This is a genomic window from Streptomyces resistomycificus (assembly GCF_001514265.1).
GTDB lineage: Bacteria > Actinomycetota > Actinomycetes > Streptomycetales > Streptomycetaceae > Streptomyces > Streptomyces resistomycificus.
In genome coordinates, this window is record NZ_KQ949005.1 from 95,866 (window position 1) to 120,322 (window position 24,457).

Annotated in this window: 25 protein-coding genes and 1 pseudogene; 18 read left to right on the plus strand and 8 right to left on the minus strand. The window is 71.5% G+C overall.

What is annotated here, in order from left to right; all coding sequences use genetic code 11:
- Positions 1-103 precede the first annotated feature (103 nt).
- The 6 genes from AQJ84_RS37110 (at position 104) to AQJ84_RS37135 (ending at position 4,390) form a co-directional block, all read left to right on the plus strand.
- Positions 104-784 (plus strand): UbiX family flavin prenyltransferase, encoded by a 681-nt coding sequence (locus AQJ84_RS37110; RefSeq protein ID WP_053193721.1) that lies wholly within the window; start codon positions 104-106, stop codon positions 782-784.
- Between the two features lie 66 nt (positions 785-850).
- Positions 851-1,306, plus strand: a complete 456-nt coding sequence (locus tag AQJ84_RS37115; RefSeq protein ID WP_030038746.1) for an Lrp/AsnC family transcriptional regulator — start codon at positions 851-853, stop codon at positions 1,304-1,306.
- 81 nt (positions 1,307-1,387) lie between these two features.
- On the plus strand, positions 1,388-2,551 hold the full coding sequence (gene mqnE, locus AQJ84_RS37120) for an aminofutalosine synthase MqnE (RefSeq protein ID WP_030038747.1): 1,164 nt from the start codon (positions 1,388-1,390) through the stop codon (positions 2,549-2,551).
- A gap of 127 nt (positions 2,552-2,678) precedes the next feature.
- On the plus strand, positions 2,679-3,203 hold the full coding sequence (locus AQJ84_RS37125) for a GNAT family N-acetyltransferase (protein ID WP_030038748.1): 525 nt from the start codon (positions 2,679-2,681) through the stop codon (positions 3,201-3,203).
- A gap of 120 nt (positions 3,204-3,323) precedes the next feature.
- The gene (locus AQJ84_RS37130) at positions 3,324-3,623 is read left to right on the plus strand and encodes a DUF4229 domain-containing protein (RefSeq protein ID WP_030038749.1); all 300 of its coding nucleotides are present in this window, start codon (positions 3,324-3,326) and stop codon (positions 3,621-3,623) included.
- A 50-nt stretch (positions 3,624-3,673) separates the two neighbouring features.
- The gene (locus AQJ84_RS37135) at positions 3,674-4,390 is read left to right on the plus strand and encodes a TetR/AcrR family transcriptional regulator (protein WP_030038750.1); all 717 of its coding nucleotides are present in this window, start codon (positions 3,674-3,676) and stop codon (positions 4,388-4,390) included.
- On the opposite strand, the gene AQJ84_RS37140 is transcribed toward AQJ84_RS37135, so the two are convergent.
- Positions 4,318-5,214: a MaoC family dehydratase gene (locus AQJ84_RS37140; protein WP_107082882.1), complete on the minus strand. Its 897-nt coding sequence runs from the start codon at positions 5,212-5,214 to the stop codon at positions 4,318-4,320. The genes AQJ84_RS37135 and AQJ84_RS37140 overlap by 73 nt on opposite strands.
- Positions 5,214-6,509, minus strand: coding sequence for a 3-oxoacyl-ACP reductase (locus AQJ84_RS37145; RefSeq protein ID WP_053193718.1), 1,296 nt, complete (start codon positions 6,507-6,509; stop codon positions 5,214-5,216). Before AQJ84_RS37145 ends, AQJ84_RS37140 begins: the two co-directional genes overlap by 1 nt.
- A 181-nt stretch (positions 6,510-6,690) precedes the next feature.
- On the opposite strand from AQJ84_RS37145, the gene AQJ84_RS37150 reads away from it, so the two are divergent.
- Both AQJ84_RS37150 and AQJ84_RS37155 read left to right on the plus strand, forming a co-directional pair.
- The gene (locus AQJ84_RS37150; protein ID WP_053193716.1) at positions 6,691-7,983 is read left to right on the plus strand and encodes an acetyl-CoA C-acetyltransferase; all 1,293 of its coding nucleotides are present in this window, start codon (positions 6,691-6,693) and stop codon (positions 7,981-7,983) included.
- A gap of 243 nt (positions 7,984-8,226) precedes the next feature.
- Entirely contained in the window at positions 8,227-10,143 is a 1,917-nt protein-coding gene (locus AQJ84_RS37155; protein WP_053193711.1) for an AMP-dependent synthetase/ligase, read from the plus strand.
- 33 nt (positions 10,144-10,176) lie between these two features.
- On the opposite strand, the gene AQJ84_RS37160 is transcribed toward AQJ84_RS37155, so the two are convergent.
- The gene (locus AQJ84_RS37160; protein WP_030038758.1) at positions 10,177-10,593 is read right to left on the minus strand and encodes an SgcJ/EcaC family oxidoreductase; all 417 of its coding nucleotides are present in this window, start codon (positions 10,591-10,593) and stop codon (positions 10,177-10,179) included.
- 138 nt (positions 10,594-10,731) lie between these two features.
- Between AQJ84_RS37160 and kstD the strand changes: the two genes are divergently transcribed.
- Positions 10,732-12,531, plus strand: coding sequence for a 3-oxosteroid 1-dehydrogenase (gene kstD, locus AQJ84_RS37165; RefSeq protein WP_051869626.1), 1,800 nt, complete (start codon positions 10,732-10,734; stop codon positions 12,529-12,531).
- Here kstD and AQJ84_RS37170 read toward each other — a convergent pair.
- Together AQJ84_RS37170 and AQJ84_RS37175 are read right to left on the minus strand one after the other, a co-directional pair.
- On the minus strand, positions 12,528-13,187 hold the full coding sequence (locus AQJ84_RS37170) for a class I SAM-dependent methyltransferase (RefSeq protein ID WP_030038760.1): 660 nt from the start codon (positions 13,185-13,187) through the stop codon (positions 12,528-12,530). The two genes, kstD and AQJ84_RS37170, sit on opposite strands and share 4 nt — an antisense overlap.
- Positions 13,188-13,381: 194 nt before the next feature.
- Positions 13,382-13,585: a cold-shock protein gene (locus tag AQJ84_RS37175; protein ID WP_007490911.1), complete on the minus strand. Its 204-nt coding sequence runs from the start codon at positions 13,583-13,585 to the stop codon at positions 13,382-13,384.
- A gap of 344 nt (positions 13,586-13,929) precedes the next feature.
- Between AQJ84_RS37175 and AQJ84_RS37180 the strand changes: the two genes are divergently transcribed.
- From AQJ84_RS37180 to AQJ84_RS41705, 5 genes are all read left to right on the plus strand, one after another.
- Positions 13,930-14,778: a menaquinone biosynthetic enzyme MqnA/MqnD family protein gene (locus AQJ84_RS37180; protein WP_030038761.1), complete on the plus strand. Its 849-nt coding sequence runs from the start codon at positions 13,930-13,932 to the stop codon at positions 14,776-14,778.
- A 62-nt stretch (positions 14,779-14,840) separates the two neighbouring features.
- Positions 14,841-16,700 carry a serine/threonine-protein kinase gene (locus AQJ84_RS37185; RefSeq protein ID WP_053193708.1) on the plus strand — a complete coding sequence of 620 codons (1,860 nt, stop codon included), beginning with the start codon at positions 14,841-14,843 and terminating at the stop codon, positions 16,698-16,700.
- Complete coding sequence (locus tag AQJ84_RS37190; protein WP_053193705.1) at positions 16,697-17,455, plus strand: prepilin peptidase; 759 nt, start codon at positions 16,697-16,699, stop codon at positions 17,453-17,455. The genes AQJ84_RS37185 and AQJ84_RS37190 overlap by 4 nt, the downstream gene beginning before the upstream one ends.
- Positions 17,456-17,528: 73 nt before the next feature.
- A complete protein-coding gene (gene mqnC / locus AQJ84_RS37195; RefSeq protein WP_030038764.1) occupies positions 17,529-18,728 on the plus strand; it encodes a cyclic dehypoxanthinyl futalosine synthase in 1,200 nt (399 codons plus the stop codon).
- Positions 18,729-18,745: 17 nt separating this feature from the next.
- Positions 18,746-19,201 (plus strand): imidazolonepropionase-like domain-containing protein, encoded by a 456-nt coding sequence (locus tag AQJ84_RS41705; RefSeq protein WP_030038765.1) that lies wholly within the window; start codon positions 18,746-18,748, stop codon positions 19,199-19,201.
- On the opposite strand, the gene AQJ84_RS37205 is transcribed toward AQJ84_RS41705, so the two are convergent.
- The gene (locus tag AQJ84_RS37205; protein ID WP_063753062.1) at positions 19,088-20,134 is read right to left on the minus strand and encodes a glycoside hydrolase family 18 protein; all 1,047 of its coding nucleotides are present in this window, start codon (positions 20,132-20,134) and stop codon (positions 19,088-19,090) included. The genes AQJ84_RS41705 and AQJ84_RS37205 overlap by 114 nt on opposite strands.
- 467 nt (positions 20,135-20,601) lie before the next feature.
- On the opposite strand from AQJ84_RS37205, the gene AQJ84_RS37210 reads away from it, so the two are divergent.
- From AQJ84_RS37210 to AQJ84_RS37220, 3 genes and pseudogenes are all read left to right on the plus strand, one after another.
- Positions 20,602-20,835 carry a hypothetical protein gene (locus tag AQJ84_RS37210; RefSeq protein ID WP_225877145.1) on the plus strand — a complete coding sequence of 78 codons (234 nt, stop codon included), beginning with the start codon at positions 20,602-20,604 and terminating at the stop codon, positions 20,833-20,835.
- A 206-nt stretch (positions 20,836-21,041) separates the two neighbouring features.
- Positions 21,042-21,371, plus strand: a pseudogene (locus AQJ84_RS37215) (acyltransferase family protein); the annotation flags it as partial.
- A 35-nt stretch (positions 21,372-21,406) separates the two neighbouring features.
- Positions 21,407-22,108 (plus strand): demethylmenaquinone methyltransferase, encoded by a 702-nt coding sequence (locus tag AQJ84_RS37220; protein ID WP_030038768.1) that lies wholly within the window; start codon positions 21,407-21,409, stop codon positions 22,106-22,108.
- Here AQJ84_RS37220 and AQJ84_RS37225 read toward each other — a convergent pair.
- Positions 22,102-22,428, minus strand: coding sequence for a PASTA domain-containing protein (locus AQJ84_RS37225; RefSeq protein ID WP_053193703.1), 327 nt, complete (start codon positions 22,426-22,428; stop codon positions 22,102-22,104). The genes AQJ84_RS37220 and AQJ84_RS37225 overlap by 7 nt on opposite strands.
- Before the next feature lie 110 nt (positions 22,429-22,538).
- A complete protein-coding gene (locus tag AQJ84_RS37230) occupies positions 22,539-23,093 on the minus strand; it encodes a GNAT family N-acetyltransferase (protein ID WP_078631648.1) in 555 nt (184 codons plus the stop codon).
- Positions 23,094-23,163: 70 nt separating this feature from the next.
- Between AQJ84_RS37230 and AQJ84_RS37235 the strand changes: the two genes are divergently transcribed.
- A complete protein-coding gene (locus tag AQJ84_RS37235; RefSeq protein ID WP_053193700.1) occupies positions 23,164-24,450 on the plus strand; it encodes a geranylgeranyl reductase family protein in 1,287 nt (428 codons plus the stop codon).
- Positions 24,451-24,457: the final 7 nt, after the last annotated feature.

Below are 24,457 nucleotides of genomic sequence, written 5' to 3' on the forward strand. Positions count from 1 at the left end.
CGCCGGAGCTGAGCGGGGCGCCTGACCTTCCACACCGCCGCCCGGCCCGGCGCCCCGGACTCCTGACGCACCTCACCAAGGTCCCCGCCGGTAGGCTCAAGGTGTGAACGCAGGGGAAACGCAGCGCAGGCCTTGGATCGTGGGGGTGTCGGGGGCGTCCGGCACGCCGTACGCGGCTGCCGTGCTCCGTGCGCTCCTGGAGGCGGGGGAGAGCGTCGACCTGGTGGTCAGCCGGGCTTCCCGGCTGACCCTGCTCGACGAGACCCAGATCTCCTTCCGGGACGCCCACTGGCAGGACGACCTGCGGGAATGGCTGTCCAGGGGGGCCGACGGGAAGCCGGGGACCTTCGAGACCGACGTCGACGGCGTACGGCACTGGAGTGCCGGGGACCTCGCGGCGGGGCCGTCGTCCGGGTCGTACCCCTCGAAGGGCATGCTGATCGTGCCCGCGTCGACGGCGTGCGTCGCCGGAGTCGCCCTCGGGCTCTCCAAGGACCTGCTGCAGCGGGCCGCCGGCGTCACCCTCAAGGAGCGGCGGCCGCTGGTCGTCGCCGTGCGGGAGACCCCGCTGAACGGGCAGACCCTGCGGCACCTGGTCACCCTCGACGACGCCGGTGCGAGCGTCGTACCGGCCTCGCCCGCCTTCTACGCGGGCGCCACGCACATCCAGGACCTGGTGGACTTCGTCGCCGGACGGGTTCTCGACGCGGCGGGCGTCGAACACGGTCTGTACCGCCGCTGGAAGGGCGAGCTCGGCGGAGGCGACGCAACCCGTACGACCTGAGCGCCATCTGAGCAAGTCGCAGTACCTCTCATCACTCCGGAACTTTCAGTGGAAGGCTTCGATCGCATGGACGCGGTGGACAGGCAGCTCATCCAGGCCCTGAGGGAGAACGGCCGGGCCTCGTACGCGGAGCTGGGGCGCCTCGTCGGTCTGTCGGGACCCAGCGTCACCGACCGCATCAACCGGCTGGAGGCGGCCGGCGTCATCACCGGCTACCGCGCCACGGTGGACTCCGCCTCGCTCGGCCTCGGCGTGACCGCCCTGATCGGAATCTCCCTCTCCGACGCCGCCGACCACGAGGACGTGGCGGCCCGGATGAAGGACCTCGGCGAGATCGAGGACTGCTGGTTCATCGCCGGCGACGACTCCTTCATGCTCAAGGTGCGGGCGAACGACGTCGACGGCCTGGAGAAGATCATCCGCCGGCTGAGCGGGACCAAGGGTGTCTCCCGGACCCGTACCACCATCGTGCTCTCCACGAAGTGGGAGAACCGGGTGGGCGAGCTGCCGGAAGAGGCGTAGGCGCGAAGCGCCGTACGGGGGCACCGCCCACCCGGAGGGTGGGGAGTAGCGTTGGCCGAGTTGTCGTAGAGAGGTGTGAGCATGGATGTCGGGCTCAAGCGCGAGCTGGAGGAAAAGGTCCGGGCCGGTGAGCGGCTGACCCGTGAGGACGGCATCGCGCTGTACGAGTCCGACGACCTGGCGTGGCTCGGCGGTCTCGCGCACGAGGTGCGGACACGGAAGAACGGCGACGTCGTCCACTTCAACGTCAACCGCCACCTCAACATGACCAACGTGTGCACCGCGTCGTGCGCCTACTGCTCCTTCCAGCGCAAGCCGGGCGAGAAGGACGCGTACACGATGCGCATCGAGGAGGCGGTGAAGCTCGCCAAGGCGATGGAGGGCGAGAACCTCACCGAGCTGCACATCGTCAACGGCCTGCACCCCAACCTGCCGTGGCGCTACTACCCGCGCTCGCTCAGCGAGCTGAAGAAGGCCCTGCCGAACGTCTCCCTCAAGGCCTTCACCGCCACCGAGATCCACCACTTCGAGACCATCTCCGGCCTGTCCGCGTCCGAGATCCTCGACGAGCTGATCGACGCCGGTCTGGAGTCCCTCACCGGCGGCGGCGCGGAGATCTTCGACTGGGAGGTCCGGCAGCACATCGTCGACCACCGCACCCACTGGGAGGACTGGTCGCGCATCCACCGCCTGGCGCACGAGAAGGGTCTGAAGACCCCGGCCACCATGCTGTACGGCCACATCGAGGAGCCGAGGCACCGGGTGGACCACGTGCTGCGGCTGCGTGAGCTCCAGGACGAGACCGGCGGCTTCCAGGTCTTCATCCCGCTGCGCTACCAGCACGACTTCGTGGACATGCAGGACGGCAAGGTGCGCAACCGCCTCCAGGCCCGTACCCAGATGGCCACCGGTGCCGAGGCGCTGAAGACCTTCGCGGTCTCCCGGCTGCTCTTCGACAACGTCCCGCACGTCAAGGTCTTCTGGGTCATGCACGGCGTCCAGACCGCCCAGCTGGCCCTCCAGCACGGCGCCGACGACATGGACGGATCGGTCGTCGAGTACAAGATCACGCACGACGCCGACAACTACGGCACGCCCAACAAGCTGACCCGCGAGGACCTCCTCGACCTCATCCGCGACGCGGGCTTCCGGCCGGTGGAGCGGAACACGCGGTACGAGATCATCCGCGAGTACGAGGGTCCCGACGCGGCGCGCCGGGAGACTCCGCAGCCGATGCGGGTGTGAGTGGCGTTCCCGGCCGAGGGCGCGTGGGGGCTGGTCGCACGGTTCCCCCGCGCCCCTTTGCGTGGGTGACGTACGTGACGTGAGAACGCACTTGAGGCCCGCAGCGTGTAATGGCTAGTCTCCAGACATGTCCCTTACCTTCACCTTCGAGCCCGCCGTGACGCCCGACCTGCGGGACGGCCTTCTCGATCTGTGGACGGACGTCTCCAACGCCGGCGGTGCCGTCGGGTTCGTGCCGCCGGTGGACCGGGAGATGGTCCGGCCGTCGCTGGTGGGCCACTTCGCCGCGATGTCGGAGGGGCGCACCCGACTGCTTGTCGGGCACGACGAGGCCTCTCGGGTCGCCGCCGCGGCCTTCGTCACCCTCAACACCCACCGGCTGATGACCCACTGGGTCTGGCTGTACACGGTGATGGTGCACCCGCGGCACCAGGGCAAGGGGTACGGCCGGGACCTGCTGGCCGCCGCCGCGGACGCGGCCCGCACCCTCGACGGCATCGAGGCGATCCGCCTCACCTGCCGCGGCGGCCTCGGCCTGGAGCGGTTCTACGGCTCCTGTGGCTACAAGGAGGTCGGCCGGATACCCGGCGCGATACGCGTCGCGCCCGGCGACGACCGCGACGACGTCTTCATGTTGCTGCCCCTCCTCTGAGCGCCCCGCCGGCCCCGCACCCCCCTGCAAGATCGGGTGCCGGACATGCTTCACTGGACGGTGCCCCTTTGGGGACATCCGGACAGTTCGAAACGTTTCGAAACGGAAGAGTGGATTGAGATGCTCCGCTACACACTGATGCGCCTCGGAATCTTCGTGGGCTGCCTCGTGGTCGTCTGGGGCCTGGTCTACTCCGGTGTCGTCCCGCGCGGCCTCGGCCAGTCCAACGGCATGTGGGTCGTCCTGCTCGCCCTGGTGATCTCCGCCCCGATCAGCTTCGTCGCGCTGCGCAAGGAGCGGGACCGCGCCTCGGTCCAGGTCGTCCGGAAGGTCGACCGCGTGAAGGCCAACCTGGACGCCAACCGCAGCCAGGAGGACATGGCCGACGACTCCGCGCGGGCGCAGGGCTCGGCTTCCTGAGGGACCGCTGCGAGGCGTTGCCCACAGCCGGACGCAACTACCCTTGCCCCATGGGTGCCGTGAAGAGCAAGCGGATGCCGCGGGCCGTCCGGGAGCAGCAGATGCTGGACGCCGCCGTGCGAACCTTCGGGCAGCGGGGGTACATGGCCGCGTCGATGGACGAGATCGCCGAACTCGCGGGCGTGTCCAAGCCGTTGGTGTACCTGTACCTGAACTCCAAGGAAGACCTCTTCACCGCCTGCATCCGCCGTGAGGCCAAAGCCCTCACCGAGGCGGTGCGGGCCGGCGTCCACCGTGACCTGCCCGCCGACCGCCGGCTCTGGGAGGGCCTGCGGGCGTTCTTCACGCACACCGCGCGGCACCCGGACGCCTGGTCGGTCCTGCATCTCCAGGCCCGCACCCACGGTGAGCCGTTCGCCGCCGAGGTCACCGCGATGCGCGAGGAGATCGTCGCCTTCGTGACCCAGCTGATCGCCGCCACGGCCCGCGAGGCCCACCGCGACCCCGACCTTCCCGAAGGCGAGGTGGCCGGCCTCGCCGAGGCCCTGGTGGGCGCCGCCGAGTCACTCGCCGCCTGGGCCAACGCCACGCCGGGCACCACGGCCAGGCAGGCCGCGGCGACCCTGATGAACTTCGCGTGGGCGGGGCTGGGCAACCTGATGGACGGCCGTCCGTGGTCGCCCCCCGACGCGGCTCACGACCCGAGCGGTCCCAGTCGCCCGAGCGACCCGAGCGACCCGAGCGGGGAGACCGTCCCGGTCACGTGAACGCGGTCCCCGTCGCGCAGCTCGAACCCCCCGTCCCGCGCCGCGTACGTCACGGTGCCCGGCAGCAGCACCGGCGCACGGAACTCCGCCCGTACCCGTACCGCCGGTGGTGTGCCGTGCGCGGCCAGGCAGCGGGCGACCGTCCACATGCCGTGCGCGATGGCCCGTGGGAAGCCGAACAGGCGGGCGGTGAGCGGGTGCAGGTGGATCGGGTTGCGGTCCCCGGAGGCCGCGCCGTAGCGCCGCCCGACGTCCGCGGCGACCCGCCACTCGCCGACGGCGGGCAACGGCGTCCGCTCCACCGTCTCCGACGCCTCCGGGGCCCTCGGGCCGTCCGTCCGGTGCCGTGCCAGATAGGTGCTCCTGGACTCCCACACCACCTCGTCCCCGGCCCGCATCTCGGTGACCACCGCGGCCTCGGTCCCCCGCCGGTGCGGCGCCAACCCGTCGACGTACACGCCGAGTTCGTAGGTCCCCGTGGCGGTCAGGTCCCGGTGCCGGGTGATCTCGATCGACGTGTGGACGAGTCCGAGGAGCGGCAGCGGGAAGCTCCGGTGGCTCATCAGCCGCATGGCCGCCGGGAAGCCGAGGACGTGCGGGTAGGTCAACGGCAGCGCGTCGTCGCCCGTGGGAAAGCCGCACACCCGCTCGTACGCCGCCAGCCGCGCGAGGTCGACGCGCAGGCCCGGCAGGACGAGCCGGGTGCGGGGGAAGCCGGCGTCCGGGCGGGGGCGTTTGAAGGGGGAGAGCAGGGCGCCGCGGGCCAGCAGGGGAGCCAGGGCGGGCGAGCCGGGCAGGGCGACGACGGTAGGGGCGGTCGTCACTAGGCCCCCAGCAGGCTCTGGCCGCAGACCCGCACGACCTGTCCGTTGACCGCGCCGGAGGCCGGATGGGCGAGCCAGGCGGTGGTCTCGGCGACGTCGACGGGCAGGCCGCCCTGGGCGAGCGAGTTCATCCGGCGGCCCGCCTCGCGGATGAACAGGGGGACGGCCGCGGTCATCCTCGTCTCGATGAATCCCGGCGCGACCGCGTTAACCGTCACCCCGTGCTCGGCGAGTGCCCGGGGCGCGAGCGAGCGGACCAGTCCGACGACGCCCGCCTTGCTCGCGCCGTAGTTGGTCTGCCCCGCGTTGCCCGCGAGCCCGGCGATCGAGGCCGTCGCCACGATCCGTCCGCCCTGATTCAGCGCCCCTGCCGCGAGCAGCGCGTCCGTCGTGCGCAGCACACTCGCCAGGTTCACCTCCAGTACCGAACTCCATCTGTCGGCAGGCATGTTGACCAGCCGCCGGTCGCGGGTGACGCCGGCGTTGTGGACGAGCACGTCCACGCCCGCGGGCAGCCCGGCCGCGATCCGCTCGCCCGCGTCGGCGGCGGTGATGTCGAGGGCCAGGGCGCTGCCACCGAGCCGTTCGGCGACCCGCCGGGCGTCCTCCTCGGCCTGCGGCACGTCCAGTACGACGACCCGCGCCCCGTCCCTCGCCAGTGTCGCGGCGACGGCCTCGCCGATCCCGCGCGCGCCGCCGGTGACCAGGGCGGTCTGGCCGGCCAGGGGCAGATCCCAGTCGGCGGGGGCGGTGACGTGCCGGTCGCCGACCTCGATCACCTGCCCGCTGACGTAGGCCGACTTGGGCGACAGCAGGAAACGCAGCGTCGACTCGGCGGCGATCGCGTCGGTCACCCGCACGAGGTTCACGGTCCGCCCCCGGCCGATCTCCTTGCCGAGCGAGCGCGTGAAGCCCTCCAGGGCCTGCTGGGCGGCGGACTGGTGGTGGTCGGCGGGGTCGAGGGGGGCGCCGAGCACGACGACCCGGCCGCTCGCGGCGACCGACCGCACGACGGGATGCAGGGCGGCGTGGACGTCGCCGAGACCGTCGACGTCCCTGACGCCGGTGGCGTCGAGCAGGACGGCGGCGGGCCGCTCGGTCGCACGGGTCAGGGGGAGGCCGGTGCCGTCGAGGCCGAGGTCGGACTTGCCGGCCGTGACATGGAGCAGGTCGCCTTCGAGGGAAGGGTGCTGTGGTGACCAGCGCCGTAGGGCCGCCGGTTGCGGAAGCCCCAGCCGCCGGGTGAGGAAGCGGCCTGGTGCGGTGCCGGTGAAGCTCAGATAGCGGTCGGCCATGGTGTCTCCCCGCTCGTCGACTGTCTCGCTCCGGATCTCGCTCCGGATCCCCTTGCTCCGGATCTGCTGCTCCGGCCTTTCCGCTCCGGATCTGCTGCTCCGGCCTTCTTGCTCCAGCTTTCTTACTCTGGAGTAAGGTTACCGAAGGTAAGCCTACGTCACGGGTGAGGAGCCGGTCGAGATGAGCCCCCTGGAACCCCGCACCACACGCCGCGTCGCCGTCGTCGCCGGCGCCCGCGTCCCCTTCGCCCGCTCCGACGGCCCGTACGCCACCGCCTCCAACCGGGAGATGCTGACGGCGGCGCTCGACGGCCTGGTGGAGCGGCACTCGCTCCAGGCGCCGGGCGCGGTGGGCGAGTTCGTCGCCGGAGCCGTCCTCAAGCACAGCCGCGACTTCAACCTCGCCCGCGAGACGGTCCTCGGCTCGAAGCTGGACGCCCGGACCCCGGCGTACGACATCCAGCAGGCCTGCGGCACCGGTCTGCAGGCCGTCATCGCCGCCGCCAACAAGATCGCCCTCGGGCAGACCGACTCGGCGATCGCGGGCGGCGCCGACACGGCGAGCGACGCACCGCTGGGCGTCAACGACGACCTGCGGCGCCTGTTGCTGGAGGCGCGGCGGGCCAAGTCCCTCGGCGGACGCCTGAAAGCACTCGCCGGGCTGCGTCCCGGCCACCTCGTCCCCGACATCCCGCGCAACGCCGAACCGCGCACCGGCCTGTCGATGGGCGAGCACGCGGCCGTCACCGCCCGGGCCTGGGGCATCCCGCGCGAGGCCCAGGACGAACTGGCGGCGGCCAGCCACCAGCGGCTCGCGGCGGCCTACGAACGCGGCTTCTTCGAGGACCTGGTCGTCCCCTTCCGGGGCCTGGCCCGCGACCAGAACCTGCGACCCGGCTCGACGGTGGAGAAACTGGCGGCCCTGAAGCCGGTGTTCGGGCTGGACGCCCCCGAGCCGACCATGACGGCGGGCAACTCGACACCGCTGACCGACGGCGCGGCGGTCGTCCTCCTGGCGAGCGAGGACTGGGCCGAGGCACGCGGACTGGAGCCCCTGGCGTATCTCACCGCCTACGAGACGGCGGCCGTGGACTTCGTGGCGGGAGACGTCGCGGGCGGCGAGGACGGTCTGCTGATGGCCCCGGCCCACGCCGTCCCGCGCATGCTGGAGCGGGCCGGCCTCGGGTTGGAGGACTTCGAACTCCTGGAGATCCACGAGGCGTTCGCCTCGCAGGTGCTGGCGACGCTCGCCGCGTGGGAGAAGCGGGGCCTGGCCCCCGTGGACCGCGACCGGCTGAACGTCGCCGGGTCCTCGCTCGCCACCGGGCATCCCTTCGCGGCGACCGGTGCACGGATCGTGGCGACGCTGGCGAAGCTGCTGTCCGAGCGGGGCGGGAGCGGCGGCGGACGGGGCCTGATCTCCGTGTGCGCGGCCGGCGGACAGGGGGTGACGGCAGTGCTGGAGCGGGCGTAACCACTCTCACCCGCAGGAACCTGAGCTTCCCTCACGTAACCTCCGAGGTTGCACATCCCCGGCTCCGGACCACCCCCGAACCCGCACGAACCTTCCACGCGGGCACCGTACGATCACCGTCCTAACCCGGGGTAACAGCGGCGGCATGCCCTCAGGCGCGCACCGCCGGTGAACGCCCGGGTACGCACCGCGCGTACCACATGCAGCAGAGCGGAACCTTGCTGCACGCCACTGGAGCTGCCCATGTCCCTCTCCTACACGTCCGGCCACGACTACGACGGCGCGCCCGTACTCGTGGAACCGGAGATCCGGCGGTTGGACGGAGAGGTACGGGAGGTCTCCGTGCCGCCGCTCGCCCCGCCGCTGACCCACGGCTCGCTCGCCGACCTGCCCTTCGACAACGCGGACGCGGCGCCCGAGCACCGGGTCCTCAGCCGCCGCACGGAGGAGGGCGACTGGGCGGACGTCACGGCGGCGGAGTTCGCCGGGCAGGTGCTGGCCCTGGCGAAGGGGATGATCGCCGAGGGCCTGATGCCGGGCGACCGGATCGCGATCATGGCGCGTACGACCTACGAGTGGACCCTCCTCGACTTCGCCGCGTGGGCCGCCGGCCTGGTCACCGTCCCGGTCTACCCGACCTCCTCCGTCTTCCAGACCCGGTGGATCCTCCAGGACTCGGGCGCGGTGGCCCTGGTGACGGAGACGGTCGCCCAGGCGTCGGCGCTGGGCCCCGAACTCAACCGCCTGCCCGACCTGCGCCACATGTGGATCCTGGAGAAGGGCCACCTGGAGCGCGTGGCCGAGCTGGGCGAGGGGGTCCCGGACCAGGAGATCGCCGTACGGCGGGGGGTGCTGAGCCCGGAGACACTCGCCACCGTCGTCTACACCTCGGGCACCACGGGCCGCCCGAAGGGCTGTGCGCTCACACACGGCAACTTCCTCGCCGAGGTGGACAACGCGATCGAACTCCTCCACCCCGTCTTCCGGTCCAAGACGGCCGACGCGGATCTCGCCACCCTCCTCTTCCTGCCCATGTCCCACGTCTTCGGGCGGATGGTGGCCGTCGCCTGCATCCGCGCACGGGTCCGCCTGGGCCACGCGCCGAGCCTGAAGTCGGAGGACCTGCTCGCGGACCTCGCCGGCTTCAGGCCGACGTTCCTGCTGGTCATCCCGTACATGCTGGAGAAGGTCTTCAACAACGCGCGGGCCAGGGCGGAGAGCGGCGGCCGGGTCACGGCCTTCGACCGCGCGACGAACGTGGCCCGCCGCTACGCCGAGGCGGTCGAGGCCCGCCAGTCCGGCACCGGTTCCGGCCCGAGCGCGGCCCTCAAGGCGGCCCGCGCCTTCTACGACCCCCTCGTCTACCGCCGCATCCGCAACGCCATGGGCGGCCGGATCCGCCACATCATCTCCGGCGGCTCCCCCCTCGCCCCGCGCCTCGCGGCGTTCTTCGCGGGCGCGGGCATGGAGATCTACGAGGGCTACGGCCTCACGGAGTCCACCGGCGCGGCCACGGTCACGCCCCCGCTCAAGCCCCGCCTGGGCACGGTCGGCTGGCCGCTGCCCGGCACCAGGGTGCGCATCGCCGCGGACGGCGAGATCCTCCTCAGCGGCGGCCAGGTCTTCCGCGGTTACTGGGACCCGCACGGCAGCGGGCTGATCCCCTCCTCCTCCGACGGCTGGTTCCCCACCGGTGACATCGGCCGGCTCGACGACGAGGGCTACCTCACCATCACGGGCCGCAAGAAGGAGATCCTGATCACCGCGGGCGGCAAGAACGTGGCCCCGGCCCCCCTGGAGAACTGGCTCCGCTCCCACCCCCTGATCTCCCAGTGCATGGTGGTCGGCGACACCCGCCCCTACATCTCCGCCCTCATCACCCTCGACAGGGACGGCGTCACGCACTGGCGCCAGATGAACGGCAAACACTCGGTGCCGCCTGAGTTCCTCGTCGAGGACGAGGAACTCAGAGCCGTCCTCCAGAGAGCGGTGGACGAGGCCAACAAGCTGGTCTCCCGCCCGGAGTCCATCCGTCGCTTCGCCATCCTCCCCACGGACTTCACCGAGTCGTCGGGCCATCTGACCCCGTCGATGAAACTGCGCCGGGAGGCGGTGATGAAGGACTTCGCGCGGGAGGTGGAGGGGCTGTACGAGCGGTGAGTGCGGCGAGGGCGCCCGCCGCACCCGGCCCGGTCAGCTCGCTTCCAGCACCTCCGTGTTCTGGCAGGCGGTGAGCAGCCACTCGCCGTTCTCCTTGGACATCACGTACATCGGGCTGTTGGGGTTGCCGACCGGGTCGCCGTCCGGGGTCCGGTACTGGGCGCGGACCTTCACGGCGGCGACGTCGGGCCGGATGAACAGCACCTGTTCCACCTCGTACGTCACCGTCGACTCGCGCATGGCCCCGGGCAGGACCCGGTGCGTGAAGGCGGCGATCTCCTCGCGTCCGAACAGTCGTCGCCCGTGTGCCGTCGTCCAGATCGCGTCGGCACGGAACAGCCCGACGAACTCGTCCGGGAGTTCGTTCCGCTGGGCGTGCTCCACCCTGGCCACCACCCGGGTGATGGCCTCGATCTCCACCGCTGCGTCAGTCCGCTCTGTTGTCGTCATGCGACGATGTTCGTACCTCAAGTGGGGTTGGGGTCAAGTGAGTTGTGTGCGGCGCACGGCTCTTGACTTCCCAAGACCCCCGCGCGACATTCCGGTCCCCTCACCCCTTTCATTCGTTCCCGGCGGGCTGGAGTGGCCATGACCACGAGCGCGGATTCTGCGAGACACCCCGGACGCACCGGTCGCACCGAAGGCCCTTCCCGGAGACACCTCCTGGCAGGCGCCGCCGGTGCCGGCCTCGCGGTCGCGGCCGGGGTGCAGCAAGGCGCCCGCGCCGCCGAACTGCCTGCCCTCGGCACGTACGACGTCGTCGTCATCGGCTCCGGTGCCGCCGGCATGACCGCCGCCCTCACGGCCGCCAGGCGGGGGCTGAGCTGTGTCGTGGTCGAGAAGGCGGCCACCTTCGGCGGATCGGCCGCCCGTTCGGGGGCCGGGATCTGGATACCCAACAACCCCGTGATCCTTGCCGCCGGTGTCCCCGACACTCCCGCCAAGGCCGCCGCCTACCTCGCCGCCGTGGTGGGGGCGGACGTCCCTGCCGACCGGCAGCGTGCCTTCCTCGCCCACGGGCCCGCGATGCTCTCGTCCGTCATGGCCCACACCCCGCTGCGCTTCCGCTGGATGGAGGGGTACAGCGACTACTACCCCGAACTCCCCGGCGGCCTCCCGAACGGCCGCTCCATCGAACCCGACCAGCTCGACGGCAACCTCCTCGGAGCCGAACTCGCCCGTCTCAACCCGCCGTACCTCGAGGTTCCCGCCGGAATGGTGGTCTTCAGCGCCGACTACAAGTGGCTCGCCCTGACCGCCGTCAGCGCCCAGGGCGTCGCCGTCGCCGCGGCCTGCCTGGCCCGCGGCACGAAGGCCGCCGCCCTGGGACAGAGGCCGCTCACCATGGGGCAGTCCCTGGCGGCGGGGCTGCGTATCGGCCTCCGGTCGGCAGGCGTGCCGGTCTGGCTGGGCACCCCGCTCACCGAGCTGTACGTCGAGGGCGGGGCCGTCGCCGGTGCCGTGGTCAGCCGGGACGGCGTCCCGGGGCTCGTCCGGGCCCGGCGCGGGGTCGTGGTCGGCTCCGGAGGGTTCGAGCACAACGCGGCCATGCGGGCGCGGTACCAGCGGCAGCCGATCGGCACCGAGTGGACCGTCGGCGCGAAGGAGAACACCGGGGACGGAATCCGGGCGGGCCGGCACATCGGCGCCGACCTCGCCCTCATGGACGACGCCTGGTGGGGCCCCGCCATCCCGCTCCCCGGCCAGCCGTACTTCTGCCTCGCCGAACGCACCCTCCCCGGCGGTCTGCTGGTCAACGCCGCCGGACGCCGGTTCGTCAACGAGGCCGCGCCCTACGGCGACGTCGTTCACACCATGTACGAGCGCAACCCCACCGACCCCGACATCCCGGCCTGGCTGATCACCGACCAGAACCACCGCAACCGCTACCTCTTCAAGGACGTGGCCCCGGCCTTACCGTTCCCGGACGACTGGTACACCTCCGGCGCGGCACACAAGGCCTGGACCCTGGACGCCCTGGCCACCGCGATCAACGTTCCCGCGCCCGCCCTGCGCGCCACCGTCGACCGATTCAACGCCCTGGCCCGCAAAGGGGACGACACCGACTTCGGGCGCGGCGACAGCGCGTACGACCACTACTACACGGACCCCGCCATCCTCCCCGACTCCTGCCTCGCGCCGCTGTGGCTGCCCCCGTACCACGCCTTCCGCATCGTCCCCGGCGATCTCGGCACCAAGGGCGGCCTGCGCACCGATGCCCGTGCCCGCGTCCTGCGCCCCGACGGCTCGGTCATCCCCGGCCTGTACGCCGCCGGGAACGCCAGCGCCGCCGTCATGGGCCACAGCTACGCGGGGGCGGGTTCGACCATCGGCCCGGCGATGACCTTCGGGTACATCGCGGCGCTGGACCTTGCGGGCGCGCTCTAGCCGGCGGTCTGTGCCGGCTTCCGCGCGATCAGGAAGGCGTGCGGGGTGGTTTCCTCGAGGCCGACGTCCGGTTCGCGGACCGTCCGCGCGACCATGTCGAAGCCGGCCGCCGACAGCAGCTCGGTGACGGCCTCCGGCCGCCTCCGCTGGAAGTCGAGCGACACCGGGCGGCCGAACGGCCGGTCGTGGTGCCGGGGCTCGTCGCCGACCTGGAAGGCGACGAGGAGGTGTCCGCCGGGGGCCAGGACGCGGTGGAACTCGGCGAAGAGGCCGGGCAGCCGGTCCACAGGGGTGTGGATGGACGAGTAGTAGGACACGACTCCCGCGAGCGCCCCGTCGGCCATCCCCAGCTCCAGCATCGAGCCCTGCTCGAAACGCAGGTCGGGGTTCTCCCGGCGGGCGATGGCGAGCATCGACTCGGACAGGTCGAGCCCGACCACGGACAGCCCGAGGGAAGCGAGATACCCGGTCGTCCGGCCCGGCCCGCACCCCAGGTCCGCCACCGCGCCGCCGTCACCGACGAGCTCGGCGAACGCGGTGAGCACAGCCCGGTCCAGCGGCCTGGGGGCGAGCGCGTCGCGGAAACGGTCGGCGTAGTCCTCGGCCACGGCGTCGTAGAAGGTGCGGGTGGCGGTCAGGAAGTCGGTGTCGGTCATGGGCGCGGACGTTAGCGGCAGCCACCGACAGTCCTGGGCGGCCACCGCCGCTTTCAGGCCACCCCCCTGGGCGACCGGCCCGTCGCCCCCGGCCCTGAGCGTGTGCGGGCAAAGGCAGGAGCCCCGTCGCCTTGCGGCACGGGGCTCCTTGGGTACTGCTAGTCGTTCTGGATCAGAGCTTTGGGCTCATGAACTCAGACGGGGGTGACGTTCTCCGCCTGCGGGCCCTTCGGGCCCTGAGTCACGTCGAAGGAGACCTGCTGGTTCTCCTCCAGCGAACGGAAGCCGTTCGCATTGATCGCGGAGTAGTGGACGAAGACGTCGGGGCCGCCGCCTTCTTGGGCGATGAAGCCAAAGCCCTTTTCGGCGTTGAACCACTTCACGGTTCCGGTAGCCATAAGCCCTCCTTGGGCCCAAAGGGTTGCCCTGCTCCAGAACCCTGCAAGTGTGAAAACAAAATGCCGCACAACTGCATACGTCTGAAAACGACGAGAGCCCGCGGTTACATGCTCCGCAGGCTCTGTACTGCAAGGGAAACCAAACTGCAACTTGCGGCGAGCCTAGCACGTGGGCAGCCGAAAGCAATAGAGGTCAAGATCACGTCACTCGGACGTATGAAGGGGCCTGCCCCGGGGTTGACGGGGTGGAAGTGAAGCGGGGGCGACAGGCGAGTCACACCTTGGCCACACTCGAGGCGCACCCTGAGGTCTGCACCGTACCGCATGGGGTCTAGTCTCGCGATGTGGACATTTCTCGCACCCGGCCGCGCGTCGGCCACATCCAGTTCCTCAACTGCCTGCCCCTGTACTGGGGGCTCGCGAGAACCGGCACCCTCCTCGACTTCGAGCTGACCAAGGACACCCCCGAGAAGCTCAGCGAGCAGCTGGTGCGCGGGAGCCTGGACATCGGGCCCGTCACCCTGGTCGAGTTCCTCAGGAACGCCGACGACCTGGTCGCCTTCCCGGACATCGCGGTGGGCTGCGACGGCCCGGTGATGTCCTGCGTGATCGTCTCGAAGGTCCCGCTGGACGAGCTGGACGGCGCCCGGGTCGCGCTCGGCTCGACCTCGCGCACCTCCGTCCGCCTCGCCCAGCTCCTGCTGGCCGACCGCTACGGCGTCCGGCCCGACTACTACACCTGCCCGCCGGACCTCAGCCTGATGATGCAGGAGGCCGAGGCCGCCGTCCTCATCGGGGACGCGGCGCTGCGGGCCAACCTGCTCGACGGACCCAGGTTCGGGCTCGAGGTCCACGACCTCGGTGCGCTCTGGAAGGAGTGGACCGGGCTGCCCTTCGTCTTCGCGGTGTGGGCCGCCCGCCGGGACTACCTGGAGCGCGAGCCCGTCATCACCCGCAAGGTCCACGAGGCCTTCCTCGCCTCCCGCAACCTCTCCCTGGAGGAGGTCGGCAAGGTCGCCGAGCAGGCGGCCCGCTGGGAGGCCTTCGACGAGGATGTCCTGGAGCGCTACTTCACCACCCTCGACTTCCGCTTCGGCGGCCCGCAGCTCGCGGCGGTCGCCGAGTTCGCCCGCCGGGTCGGGCCGACGACCGGCTTCCCGGCGGACGTGAAGGTCGATCTGCTCCAGCCGTGAGCCTGGGAGGACTTCGGGACTACGCTGCTGGGACTTGAGGCGTACGGGGGAGGAGCGACGCCATGCAGCCGCTCGGAGTCGACGAACCCACCGTCGTGGGGCCCTACCGGCTGCTCGGCCGGCTCGGCTCCGGCGGTATGGGCCGGGTCTACCTCGGCCGCAGTACCGGCGGCCGCACGGTCGCCGTGAAGATCGTGCACCCGCACTTCGCGCTCGACGAGGAGTTCCGCGCCCGCTTCCGCCGCGAGGTCGACGCGGCGCGACGGGTCGGCGGCGTCTGGACCGCGTCGGTCCTGGACGCGGACCCGGAGGCCGCGGTGCCGTGGGTGGCGACCGCCTACGCGGCGGGGCCGTCGCTGTCGGCGGCGGTCGCGGACGTCGGTGCGCTGCCCGCCCGTTCGGTACGGGCGCTGGGGGCCGGCCTCGCGGAAGCGCTGACGGCGGTGCACGAGCTGGGACTGGTGCACCGGGACGTGAAGCCCTCCAACGTGCTGCTGACCCTGGACGGACCGCTCCTCATCGACTTCGGCATCGCCCGGGCCACCGACGGCACGGCGTCCCTCACGTCCAGCGGTGTCTCGATCGGCTCGCCCGGCTACATGTCGCCCGAACAGATCCTCGGCGAGTCGGCGACCGGGGCAGCCGACGTCTTCTCACTGGGCGCGGTGCTGGCGTACGCGGCGACCGGGGAGGCACCCTTCCGCGGCGACTCCTCGGCGGCGCTGCTCTACCGGGTCGTCCACGAGCAGCCCGAACTCGGCCCGCTCGACGGTGATCTGCGGTCCCTGGTGGAGGCCTGCCTCGCCAAGGACCCGGGTGCACGGCCGACGCCGGGTGAAGTGGCCCGGCGGCTGGCCCCCGAGGGGGCGGCCCGCCTGGTCGCGGGCGGATGGCTGCCGGGCGCCCTGGTGGAGCAGGTCAGCCGTGGCGCCGTACGCCTGCTGAACCTGGAGACGGCACAGGACGTGACGTCCGGGCCGGTCGACTTCAGCCGGACCTCGGAGGCGGGACCGGTGCCCGGCTCGGTGGCGGGATCCGTAGCGGGCGCCGGGGCGGTGGCACTGGGCAAGGGCTCGGAGGCACCGCCGGTGGGGGAGGCCCCCGTCGGCTCGGCCGCACCGGCCGCTCCCGTCTCGCCGGCCGGTGCGGCTGCGGCGGCCGGCTCGGCCGCCCCGGTCGGGGTGTTCGGGCCGCCGCCGGTCATGGTGCCGGTGGACAGGCCGGTCGCGTCGGCTCCCGCCGACGCCGTTCCCGGCCCCGTACCCGCGCACGCCCCCACCCCCACCTCCGTCCCCGAGCCGCGGGACGCGTCCGACACGTCGGCCTCCGACCGCCGTCCCGGCAAGCTCTCCGTCTCCCTCTCCGCCACGGCCGTCCCCGGGCCCGCCGGCCGGGGACGTCGGCTCAGTTGCACGGTGGCTCTCGCGGTCGCGGGTGCGCTGGCGGCGGTGACGGTCGGGTCGGTGCTCGTGTTCGACCTGCTGCCAGACAACGCGCGGGGCCCGTCGAGCGATGCCGGCAGTGGCGCCCACTCACCGTCGCCGACCGCCGGAAGCGAGGCGGAGGCGGTCCCGGCCCGCTATGTCGGCACCTGGGAGGGCCAGGCCGTCGCCCTCGACGGCACGCTCCCCATGGGCACCTTCCGGCTGACCGTGAAATCCGTCGGCGTGGGCGGGAAGTTGGGCACGCTCCGGCACACGGACGTGCTCGGCGGCGTCTGCGACGACGTACTGACCCTGAAGAAGGTGACGAAGAAGCAGATCACGGCGACCACCGTCGGCGCCGGGTCCAACCGAGGCGTGTGCAGCCAGGCCGCCCACACGGTCCGCATCACTCCGGTCGGCGACGACCTGCGGTACGACTCGGACAGCGAGGACTCCGGCAGGCCCAGGGCGCGGCTGTCGAAGGTCGAGCCCGGATGACGGGTCTGTTGATCGCCGTCGCCGCGTTGTGGGGGGCGGTGACGGGAACGCTCGTGCCGCGCGCCGCCTACCGGTTCTCGGTCCCGCCGGAGGAGACCTGGCGGGAACGGTGTCCCGGCGGGCACCCCATCAGGGGATGGATCGGGTGGGCGCGTTGCCGGGAGTGCCACTCCGGCGACAGCCCCTGCACCCCCTTCACCTCCTACAGCGTCTACGGCCCCCGCACCTCCCTCGTCGCCCTGGTCACCGCGCTCGTCTGTGCCGCACTCGCCGCCGCCACCGACACCCGGCCGGAGATCGCCGTCTGGCTGCTGCTCGCGCCCGTCGGGGTGCTGCTGGCCGTCGTCGACTTCCGGGTGAAGCGGCTGCCCGACGTGCTGACCCTGCCGCTCGCCGCCGCCGCGCTGGTGCTGCTCGGGCTGGTCACGCTGGTGCCCGAGCACGTCGGTGACTGGCGGTCCGCCGCGCTGGGTGCCCTCGCGCTCGGGACCGGCTACTTCGTGCTGTGGCTGGTCAACCCCGGCGGCATGGGCTTCGGCGACGTGAAGCTGGCGATCGGGATCGGGGCCGTGCTCGGCTGGTACGGCTGGGGGACCGTGCTGGTCGGCACCTTCGCCGGGTTCCTGCTGGGGGCGGTGTACGGCGGCGCGCTGGTCGTGGCGCGGCGGGCCGGACGCCGGACGGCGATCCCGTTCGGGCCGTTCCTGATCACGGGGGCGTACCTCGGTCTGCTGGCCGGCGCCTGCGCGGCCTGAGGTCGGCCGGGAAAACCGCCTGACGTAGGCTGGTTCAGTCCGCCCACAACCCTTGACGAAAGGGACGCCCCCGGTGACCGAGAAGGCCGACCTTCAGTCCGTCCTCGACCGTGCCGCCGAAGGCGGGCGCATCTCCCCTGAGGAAGCACTCGACCTCTACCGCGACGCCCCGCTGCACGCGTTGGGCGCCGCCGCCGACGCCGTACGGCGTCGGCGGTACGCCGGGACCGAGCACATCGCCACGTACATCATCGAGCGCAACATCAACTACACGAACGTGTGCGTCACGGCGTGCAGGTTCTGCGCCTTCTACGCGGCTCCCAAGGACGAGGCCAAGGGCTGGACCCGCGACCTGGACGACATCCTGCGCCGGTGCGCGGAGACCGTCGAGCTCGGCGGTACGCAGATCATGTTCCAGGGCGGGCACCACCCGGACTACGGCGTCGAGTACTACGAGAAGCACTTCTCCGCCATCAAGCAGGCCTTCCCGCAGCTGGTCATCCACAGCCTGGGGGCGTCCGAGGTCGAGCACATGGCCCGGATCTCGAAGGTGTCGGTCGAGGAGGCGATCCAGCGCATCCACGCCGCCGGACTCGACTCCTTCGCCGGCGCGGGCGCCGAGCTGCTGCCCGAGCGGCCCCGCAAGGCCATCGCCCCGCTGAAGGAGAGCGGCGAGCGCTGGCTGGAGATCATGGAGATCGCGCACGGGCTGGGCGTGGAGTCCACGTCCACCATGCTGATGGGCACCGGCGAGACCAACGCCGAGCGCATCGAGCACCTGCGGATGATCCGTGACGTACAGGACCGTACGGGCGGATTCCGTGCCTTCATCCCGTACACCTACCAGCCCGAGAACAACCACCTGAAGGGCCGCACGCAGGCCACGCTCTTCGAGTACCTGCGGATGATCGCCATCGCGCGGCTGTTCATGGACAACATCGCCCACATCCAGGGCTCCTGGCTGACCACGGGCAAGGAGGTCGGCCAGCTGTCCCTGCACTACGGCGCCGACGACCTCGGCTCGATCATGCTGGAGGAGAACGTCGTCTCCTCGGCCGGCGCCAAGCACCGCTCCAACCGCATGGAGATCATCGACCTCATCCGCAAGGCGGGGCGGGTCCCGGCCCAGCGGGCGACGACGTACGAGCACCTCGTCGTCCACGACGACCCGGCGAACGACCCCGTCGACGAGCGCGTGATGTCCCACATCTCCTCCACGGCGATCGCGGGCGGGACGGCTCACCCCGAGCTGAAGCTGCTGGCTTCCAACTGAGCTGACCAGAGGGCACGTTGGAGACGATTCACGCGGCGGACGAGGTCCGGGTCACCTGGGACGCGGAGCCGATCAGGGACGGTGCCGTCGTGGTGGGGCGGGACCGGATCGGTGCCGTCGGGAGTTTCGAGGAGCTGCGCGAGCGGTTTCCGGGGGCGCGGGTGCGCAGGTGGCACGGTGTGCTGGGGCCCGCGCGCGTCCACGAGGGCCCGCTCCCTCACGCGCCGACGCCGCGTGAGCGCATCCACGCGGTGCTGAAGTCCGGCGCGGTGGTGATCCTCGGGGACTACGCCGACGCACCCGGCCTGCGGGCGGCGGCCGAGCGGAACGACGTCGTGGTGTGGCCCGGCGTGACGCCCTCATGGCAGCCGTCCATCCGTCAGACCGGCCGCGCCGACCTCGCCGTGTTCGACGAGAGGGGCGTGTGCGTCGCGACGGTGTGCGCGGGACGCCTCGTCCACCGCAGACGCTGATCGGCCCGAGAACGCCTTCGCGAACGCACCCGAACCCTGCTCCACACCGCTGCAGTCGGTCGCCGGGTCGTCCTCCCCCGAAGTGCCCTCCTCGCACTGTTGGTCGCGGGCGGTCGACCACATCGACACCCAGGCGATCTCCTTCTCCTCGGCGAACGCCCGCACCTGGGCCGCGTCGGAGAGGGTGAACGTCTCGCCCTCGACGTCGTTGACGCCGATCATCGAGGTCAGCGCCATCCCCCGCCAGGCGGCCGAGGAGGAGAGTCCGAAGACGTCCGCGAGCTGGGTGTGGGCGGCCTTGTTGGCGGACCCCAGGAGGGCGAGGCCGTCGTCGTCGAGGCCGGAGGGCATGACCGGGAGCGTGAAGGAGACGCTGAGGCCGGTGCGTTCCTTCTGCAACCGCGCGATCGCCGCCGACCGCAGATCCACCGAGTCGGAGTCGGTCAGTTCGTCGCCCTCGATGTCGAAGTCGGCCTGGGCGGAGCCGGCCGCGTCCAGCGCCCTGCCGTACGCCTCGGCCAGTTCGGACGCGCTCTCGCAGGTCGCCGCGAGTTCCTCGCCCGAGGCGCCGCCGAAGGAGACGCGGACCGTGGCGCCGGCCTCCTTGAGCCGAGCCACCCGGGACTTCACCGACGCGTCGCCGATCGCGTGCGTCCCGTTCCACGTCGGCGTGCAGCCGTCGCCGTCGGAGATGACGAAGGCGAGGTTGTACGTCGCGGGGGAGCCGTTGGAGTCGAGTCCGGACGCGGTGGTGGCGCTCAGGTAGGGGGCGTACGAGGTGGTCGACGCCGGCTCCTCGGCGGGGGCCGCGCTGGACTGTCCTGTTGTGGCCGACGCCGCGTCCGACGTGTCGTCGGAATCCGCGGAGCACCCCGCGGTGGCCAGCGCGAACAGGCACGTGAGCCCGGCCGCCGGCTTCAGGAAACTCCACATCGAGTAAGCACCCGCTCTCGTGATTTCTGTCTCGGGACGGAAACAAAGCGCGTCTTCCGGGTGGGAATGTCTCATGCGGAGCTGAGTTTCGCGTGGACAGTGGCCACACAGACACCCCACGGGCAGAAGTAGTCAAAGGTGGCCTAACGGGCACGTATTTCCGGCATTCAACTCCTTTCTCTCGGGTCGGAGTTGCGCAGGATTTCCGGGAACCTCTCAGTGAAAGGACAGGTTTCACTGTTCCCATGGGTCTCTCACATGGGAGCCCGAGTTCATGCCACATAACGGGTCCCTAATGTCCGGAGAATGCATTCCGAGTCTGCCATCGAAAACGACGCCGTCGCAGTCCCTGCGCGTGGTCGCCGCCGCAAACGCGGCAACGGGTCCGCGGAGGGCCCCGTGTTCGTTGACAACTCCGGGCGCCGGTCCAGGCTGCTGCGCCGGATCGGCGTCCTCGTCGGTGTCGTGTGCGTCGGCTAGCGGTCGTCCTGGGCATGGCGTTCCTGGGCATCGGCACCTCGACCACCCCGTCCTCCCTGGTGCCGTTCGGCGGCGGGGCCGGCCCGAACGGCCAGGGCGGCGGCGGACCGGCCGGCTACGCGCCCCAGGGCGGCCTCGGCACCCCGCCCGCCCTGCCCGGCGGCACGCCGTCCGCGCCTCCCACGGCCACGGCCACGGCCACCCCCACGACCACGAACTGATCGGGACGCAGCCACCCCCTGACTACGACGACGCCCTCCCGCGGCCGCCGGCGTGCCCCCCTCCCGGATCGAACGGGCGGCGGGCAGGGCCGCGGCACTGCAGAAACCCCGGGTCATCCTCGCGGGCCTGCTCCTGCTCGCCCTGAGCAGCATGCCTGCGCTGGCAGAAGCTGAAGCGCACCGGCGAGGTCGGAACCCCGGCGGGGGCGGCCGGCTTCGTCACGCTCCTGATGTGGGTCAAGGCGTACTTCCGGATCGACTTCGCGGGGCTCACGCGCCTGCGCCGGCTCGACCGGACCGTGACGGTCTTCAACGCGCGAGCGGTGACGATCTACCTCTGGCACGAGATCGCGCTGATCCTGGCCGTCCCGCTGATCGACCGGTTCTGGGACGTCCCGGCCTTCGAGAAGTACCTGCCGCCGGAGAGTCAGTGGTTCATGTTCGGCGTCGGGTGGGTGCTCATCGCGGTGTTCGTCCTGCTGTGCGGATGGGTGGAGGACGTGGCGGCGAAGAGGAGACCGCGGCTGCTCCCCTGAGCCGCAGCCGACCGCCGTACTGCAAGAATGGGCCCGTGACCCGCGCCTCCCTGAACAAGCAGCCGCACGAAGTCGCCTCGATGTTCGACGACGTGGCGGAACGGTACGACCTGACGAACGACGTGCTCTCGCTCGGCCAGGACCGGGTGTGGCGCAAGGAGGTGGCCAAGGCCGTCGACGCCCGCCCCGCGCAGAAGGTCCTGGACCTGGCCGCCGGCACGGCCACGTCCTCGCTGCCCTTCGCCCGCACCGGTGCCTACGTCGTGCCCTGCGACTTCTCCCTCGGCATGCTCCAGGTCGGCAAGCGCAAGCACACCTGGCTGCCCTTCACCGCGGGCGACGCGACGAAGCTGCCGTTCAGGGACGACACCTTCGACGCCGTCACCATCTCCTTCGGGCTGCGCAACGTGCAGGACACCGACGCCGCCCTGCGCGAGATGTACCGGGTGACCAAGCCCGGCGGCCGGGTCGTGATCTGCGAGTTCTCGCACCCGACCTGGGCGCCCTTCCGGACCGTCTACACCGAGTACCTGATGCGTGCCCTGCCGCCGGTCGCCCGCACGGTGTCCTCGAACCCCGACGCGTACGTCTACCTCGCCGAGTCCATCCGCGCCTGGCCCGACCAGCCCGCGCTGGCCGAGCGTCTGAGGAAGGCCGGCTGGTCCAAGGTGGCCTGGCGCAACCTGAGCGGCGGCATCGTGGCCATGCACCGCGGCTTCAAGCCCGCGGATCAGTAGGGCGAGCTGAACTGGGCCACCGCACAGGGGTCGCCCGGCTCGTCGAGTTCGCGCTGCATGCCGCCGCCGCCCGGGGGCGGCAGCCGCGGCTCGTGCACGCCCGCGCCGCCGCCGCCCTCACCCTCGCCGAACTCGAACCACACGGTGACCACGGCCCCGCGCGGCACCTCGGCGCCGGGTGGCGGGTACTGCCGTACGACATAGTCCACGACGGTGCGACGGAAGTCGGGCCGGTCGGGAGCCGCGAGCAGAACGCCGCCCGACTCGGCGGCCGCGCGCGCGTCCATGGCCATCAGTCCGACCAGCCTGGGCACTCGCACCTCGGGCGATTTGGGTGTTATTCGCACAGATGTCACCCCCAGCGATACTGGAAGGGTAACCCCGGTCACACATCACCCGGAAGCGCCAAGTGTCTTTCTGTGACAGTCGATTACCGTCTGTGACGGTCGCTTCGGAGATCGAGCCGGTAGCAGTGCCCCTCGCGCTGCGACGTCGGCGTCCGGAACACCTCGGCGAGGCGCATGCCCAGCCGCCGGGTCACCGCGACGGACCGGGTGTTGCGGGCGTCGACCATCGCGACCACACCCGGCACCCCGGCCGCCCGCAGCCTTTCCAGCGTCATCTGCGCGGCCGCGGTGACGTATCCCCGGCCCCACTGCTCGCGCCCGAGCCGCCAGCCGATCTCGATCTCACCGCTCGGCCCCCAGTCCCGCTCCCACGGCTGAGCGCCGGTGAAGCCGATGACGTGCCCCGACTCGTCGAGCATGGTCCACAGGCAGAAACCGCGCTCGGCGTCGTGCCGGCGCTGGCGGGCGGTGAGCTCCTCGTAGACGGACAGCTCCGCGGCCCTGCCGCCGTGGAACTCCATGACGTCCGGGTGGGCGAAGGTCCGGTGCCAGGCGACGGCGTCCTCGTCGGTGGGCACCCGCAGTCGCACTACGGGGAGAGCTCGGTTCACTGGGCAGCCCTTCAGCCGGGTGATCAATCCTGCTGAATAGACTGCCCATGTCCAGTGCCGGTCGGCACGCAGATTCAGAACTTGGGGAGATCCCGCCGTGACCGAGCCCCTCTCCGAAAACACCGCCGATGTGATCGTCGTCGGCGCGGGGCCAGCCGGCTCCACCACCGCCTACCACCTCGCCAAGGCCGGACTCGACGTACTCCTGCTGGAGAAGACCGAGTTCCCGCGTGAGAAGGTCTGCGGCGACGGACTCACCCCGCGCGCCGTCAAGCAGCTCGTCGCGATGGGCATCGACATCTCGGAGGAGGCCGGCTGGCTGCGCAACAAGGGTCTGCGCATCATCGGCGGCGGTGTCCGCCTCCAGCTCGACTGGCCGGATCTCGCCTCCTTCCCCGACTACGGCCTCGTCCGCAAGCGCGACGACTTCGACGAGCAGCTCGCCCGCCAGGCCCAGAAGGCGGGGGCGCGGCTGTACGAGCGCTGCAACGTGGGCGCGCCGATCGTCGACGACCGCACGGGCCGGATCACCGGCGTGCACGCCAAACTCGGTGACGAGAAGCGGGAGGTGACCTTCCACGCCCCGCTGGTCGTGGCGGCCGACGGCAACTCCACCCGCCTCTCCCTGGCGATGGGCCTGCACCGCCGCGAGGACCGCCCGATGGGCGTGGCGGTCCGTACGTACTTCACCTCGCCGCGCCACGAGGACGACTACCTCGAGTCCTGGCTGGAGCTGTGGGACCGGCGCGGCCCGGGCGAGGACCGTCTGCTCCCCGGCTACGGCTGGATCTTCGGCATGGGCGACGGCACCTCGAACGTCGGCCTCGGTGTGCTCAACACCTCCGACTCCTTCAAGGAGCTGGACTGGCGCGAGGTCCTCAAGGCCTGGTGCGCCTCGATGCCGGAGGACTGGGGCTACACCCCCGACAACATGACCGGGCCCATCCGCGGCGCCGCGCTCCCCATGGCCTTCAACCGCCAGCCCCACTACACCAAGGGGCTGCTGCTGGTCGGCGACGCCGGCGGCCTGGTGAACCCCTTCAACGGCGAGGGCATCGCCTACGCCATGGAGTCCGGCCAGATCGCCGCAGAGGTCATCGTGCAGGCCCACGCCCGTGCCACGCCTGCCCAGCGCGAGACGGCCCTGCAGCACTACCCGCGCATCCTCAAGGACACCTACGGCGGCTACTACACGCTGGGCCGCGCCTTCGTGAAGCTCATCGGCAACCCGAAGGTCATGAAGATCGCGGCCCAGCGCGGCCTGACGCACCCCGTGCTGATGAAGTTCACGCTGAAGATGCTCGCGAACCTCACCGACCCGAGCGGCGGCGACGCGATGGACCGCATCATCAACGGCCTGAGCAAGGTGGCGCCGAAGGCGTGATCCGCGG

What these genes read in the sequence shown, in the direction of transcription:
- AQJ84_RS37115 (WP_030038746.1), top strand. Translation starts at nt 851, where the DNA reads ATGGACGCGGTGGACAGGCAGCTCATCCAGGCCCTGAGGGAGAACGGC.
- mqnE (WP_030038747.1), top strand. Translation starts at nt 1,388, where the DNA reads ATGGATGTCGGGCTCAAGCGCGAGCTGGAGGAAAAGGTCCGGGCCGGT.
- AQJ84_RS37125 (WP_030038748.1), top strand. Translation starts at nt 2,679, where the DNA reads ATGTCCCTTACCTTCACCTTCGAGCCCGCCGTGACGCCCGACCTGCGG.
- AQJ84_RS37130 (WP_030038749.1), top strand. Translation starts at nt 3,324, where the DNA reads ATGCTCCGCTACACACTGATGCGCCTCGGAATCTTCGTGGGCTGCCTC.
- AQJ84_RS37135 (WP_030038750.1), top strand. Translation starts at nt 3,674, where the DNA reads ATGGGTGCCGTGAAGAGCAAGCGGATGCCGCGGGCCGTCCGGGAGCAG.
- AQJ84_RS37145 (WP_053193718.1), bottom strand. Translation starts at nt 6,509, where the DNA reads ATGGCCGACCGCTATCTGAGCTTCACCGGCACCGCACCAGGCCGCTTC.
- AQJ84_RS37150 (WP_053193716.1), top strand. Translation starts at nt 6,691, where the DNA reads ATGAGCCCCCTGGAACCCCGCACCACACGCCGCGTCGCCGTCGTCGCC.
- AQJ84_RS37155 (WP_053193711.1), top strand. Translation starts at nt 8,227, where the DNA reads ATGTCCCTCTCCTACACGTCCGGCCACGACTACGACGGCGCGCCCGTA.
- AQJ84_RS37160 (WP_030038758.1), bottom strand. Translation starts at nt 10,593, where the DNA reads ATGACGACAACAGAGCGGACTGACGCAGCGGTGGAGATCGAGGCCATC.
- kstD (WP_051869626.1), top strand. Translation starts at nt 10,732, where the DNA reads ATGACCACGAGCGCGGATTCTGCGAGACACCCCGGACGCACCGGTCGC.
- AQJ84_RS37170 (WP_030038760.1), bottom strand. Translation starts at nt 13,187, where the DNA reads ATGACCGACACCGACTTCCTGACCGCCACCCGCACCTTCTACGACGCC.
- AQJ84_RS37175 (WP_007490911.1), bottom strand. Translation starts at nt 13,585, where the DNA reads ATGGCTACCGGAACCGTGAAGTGGTTCAACGCCGAAAAGGGCTTTGGC.
- AQJ84_RS37185 (WP_053193708.1), top strand. Translation starts at nt 14,841, where the DNA reads ATGCAGCCGCTCGGAGTCGACGAACCCACCGTCGTGGGGCCCTACCGG.
- AQJ84_RS37190 (WP_053193705.1), top strand. Translation starts at nt 16,697, where the DNA reads ATGACGGGTCTGTTGATCGCCGTCGCCGCGTTGTGGGGGGCGGTGACG.
- AQJ84_RS37205 (WP_063753062.1), bottom strand. Translation starts at nt 20,134, where the DNA reads ATGTGGAGTTTCCTGAAGCCGGCGGCCGGGCTCACGTGCCTGTTCGCG.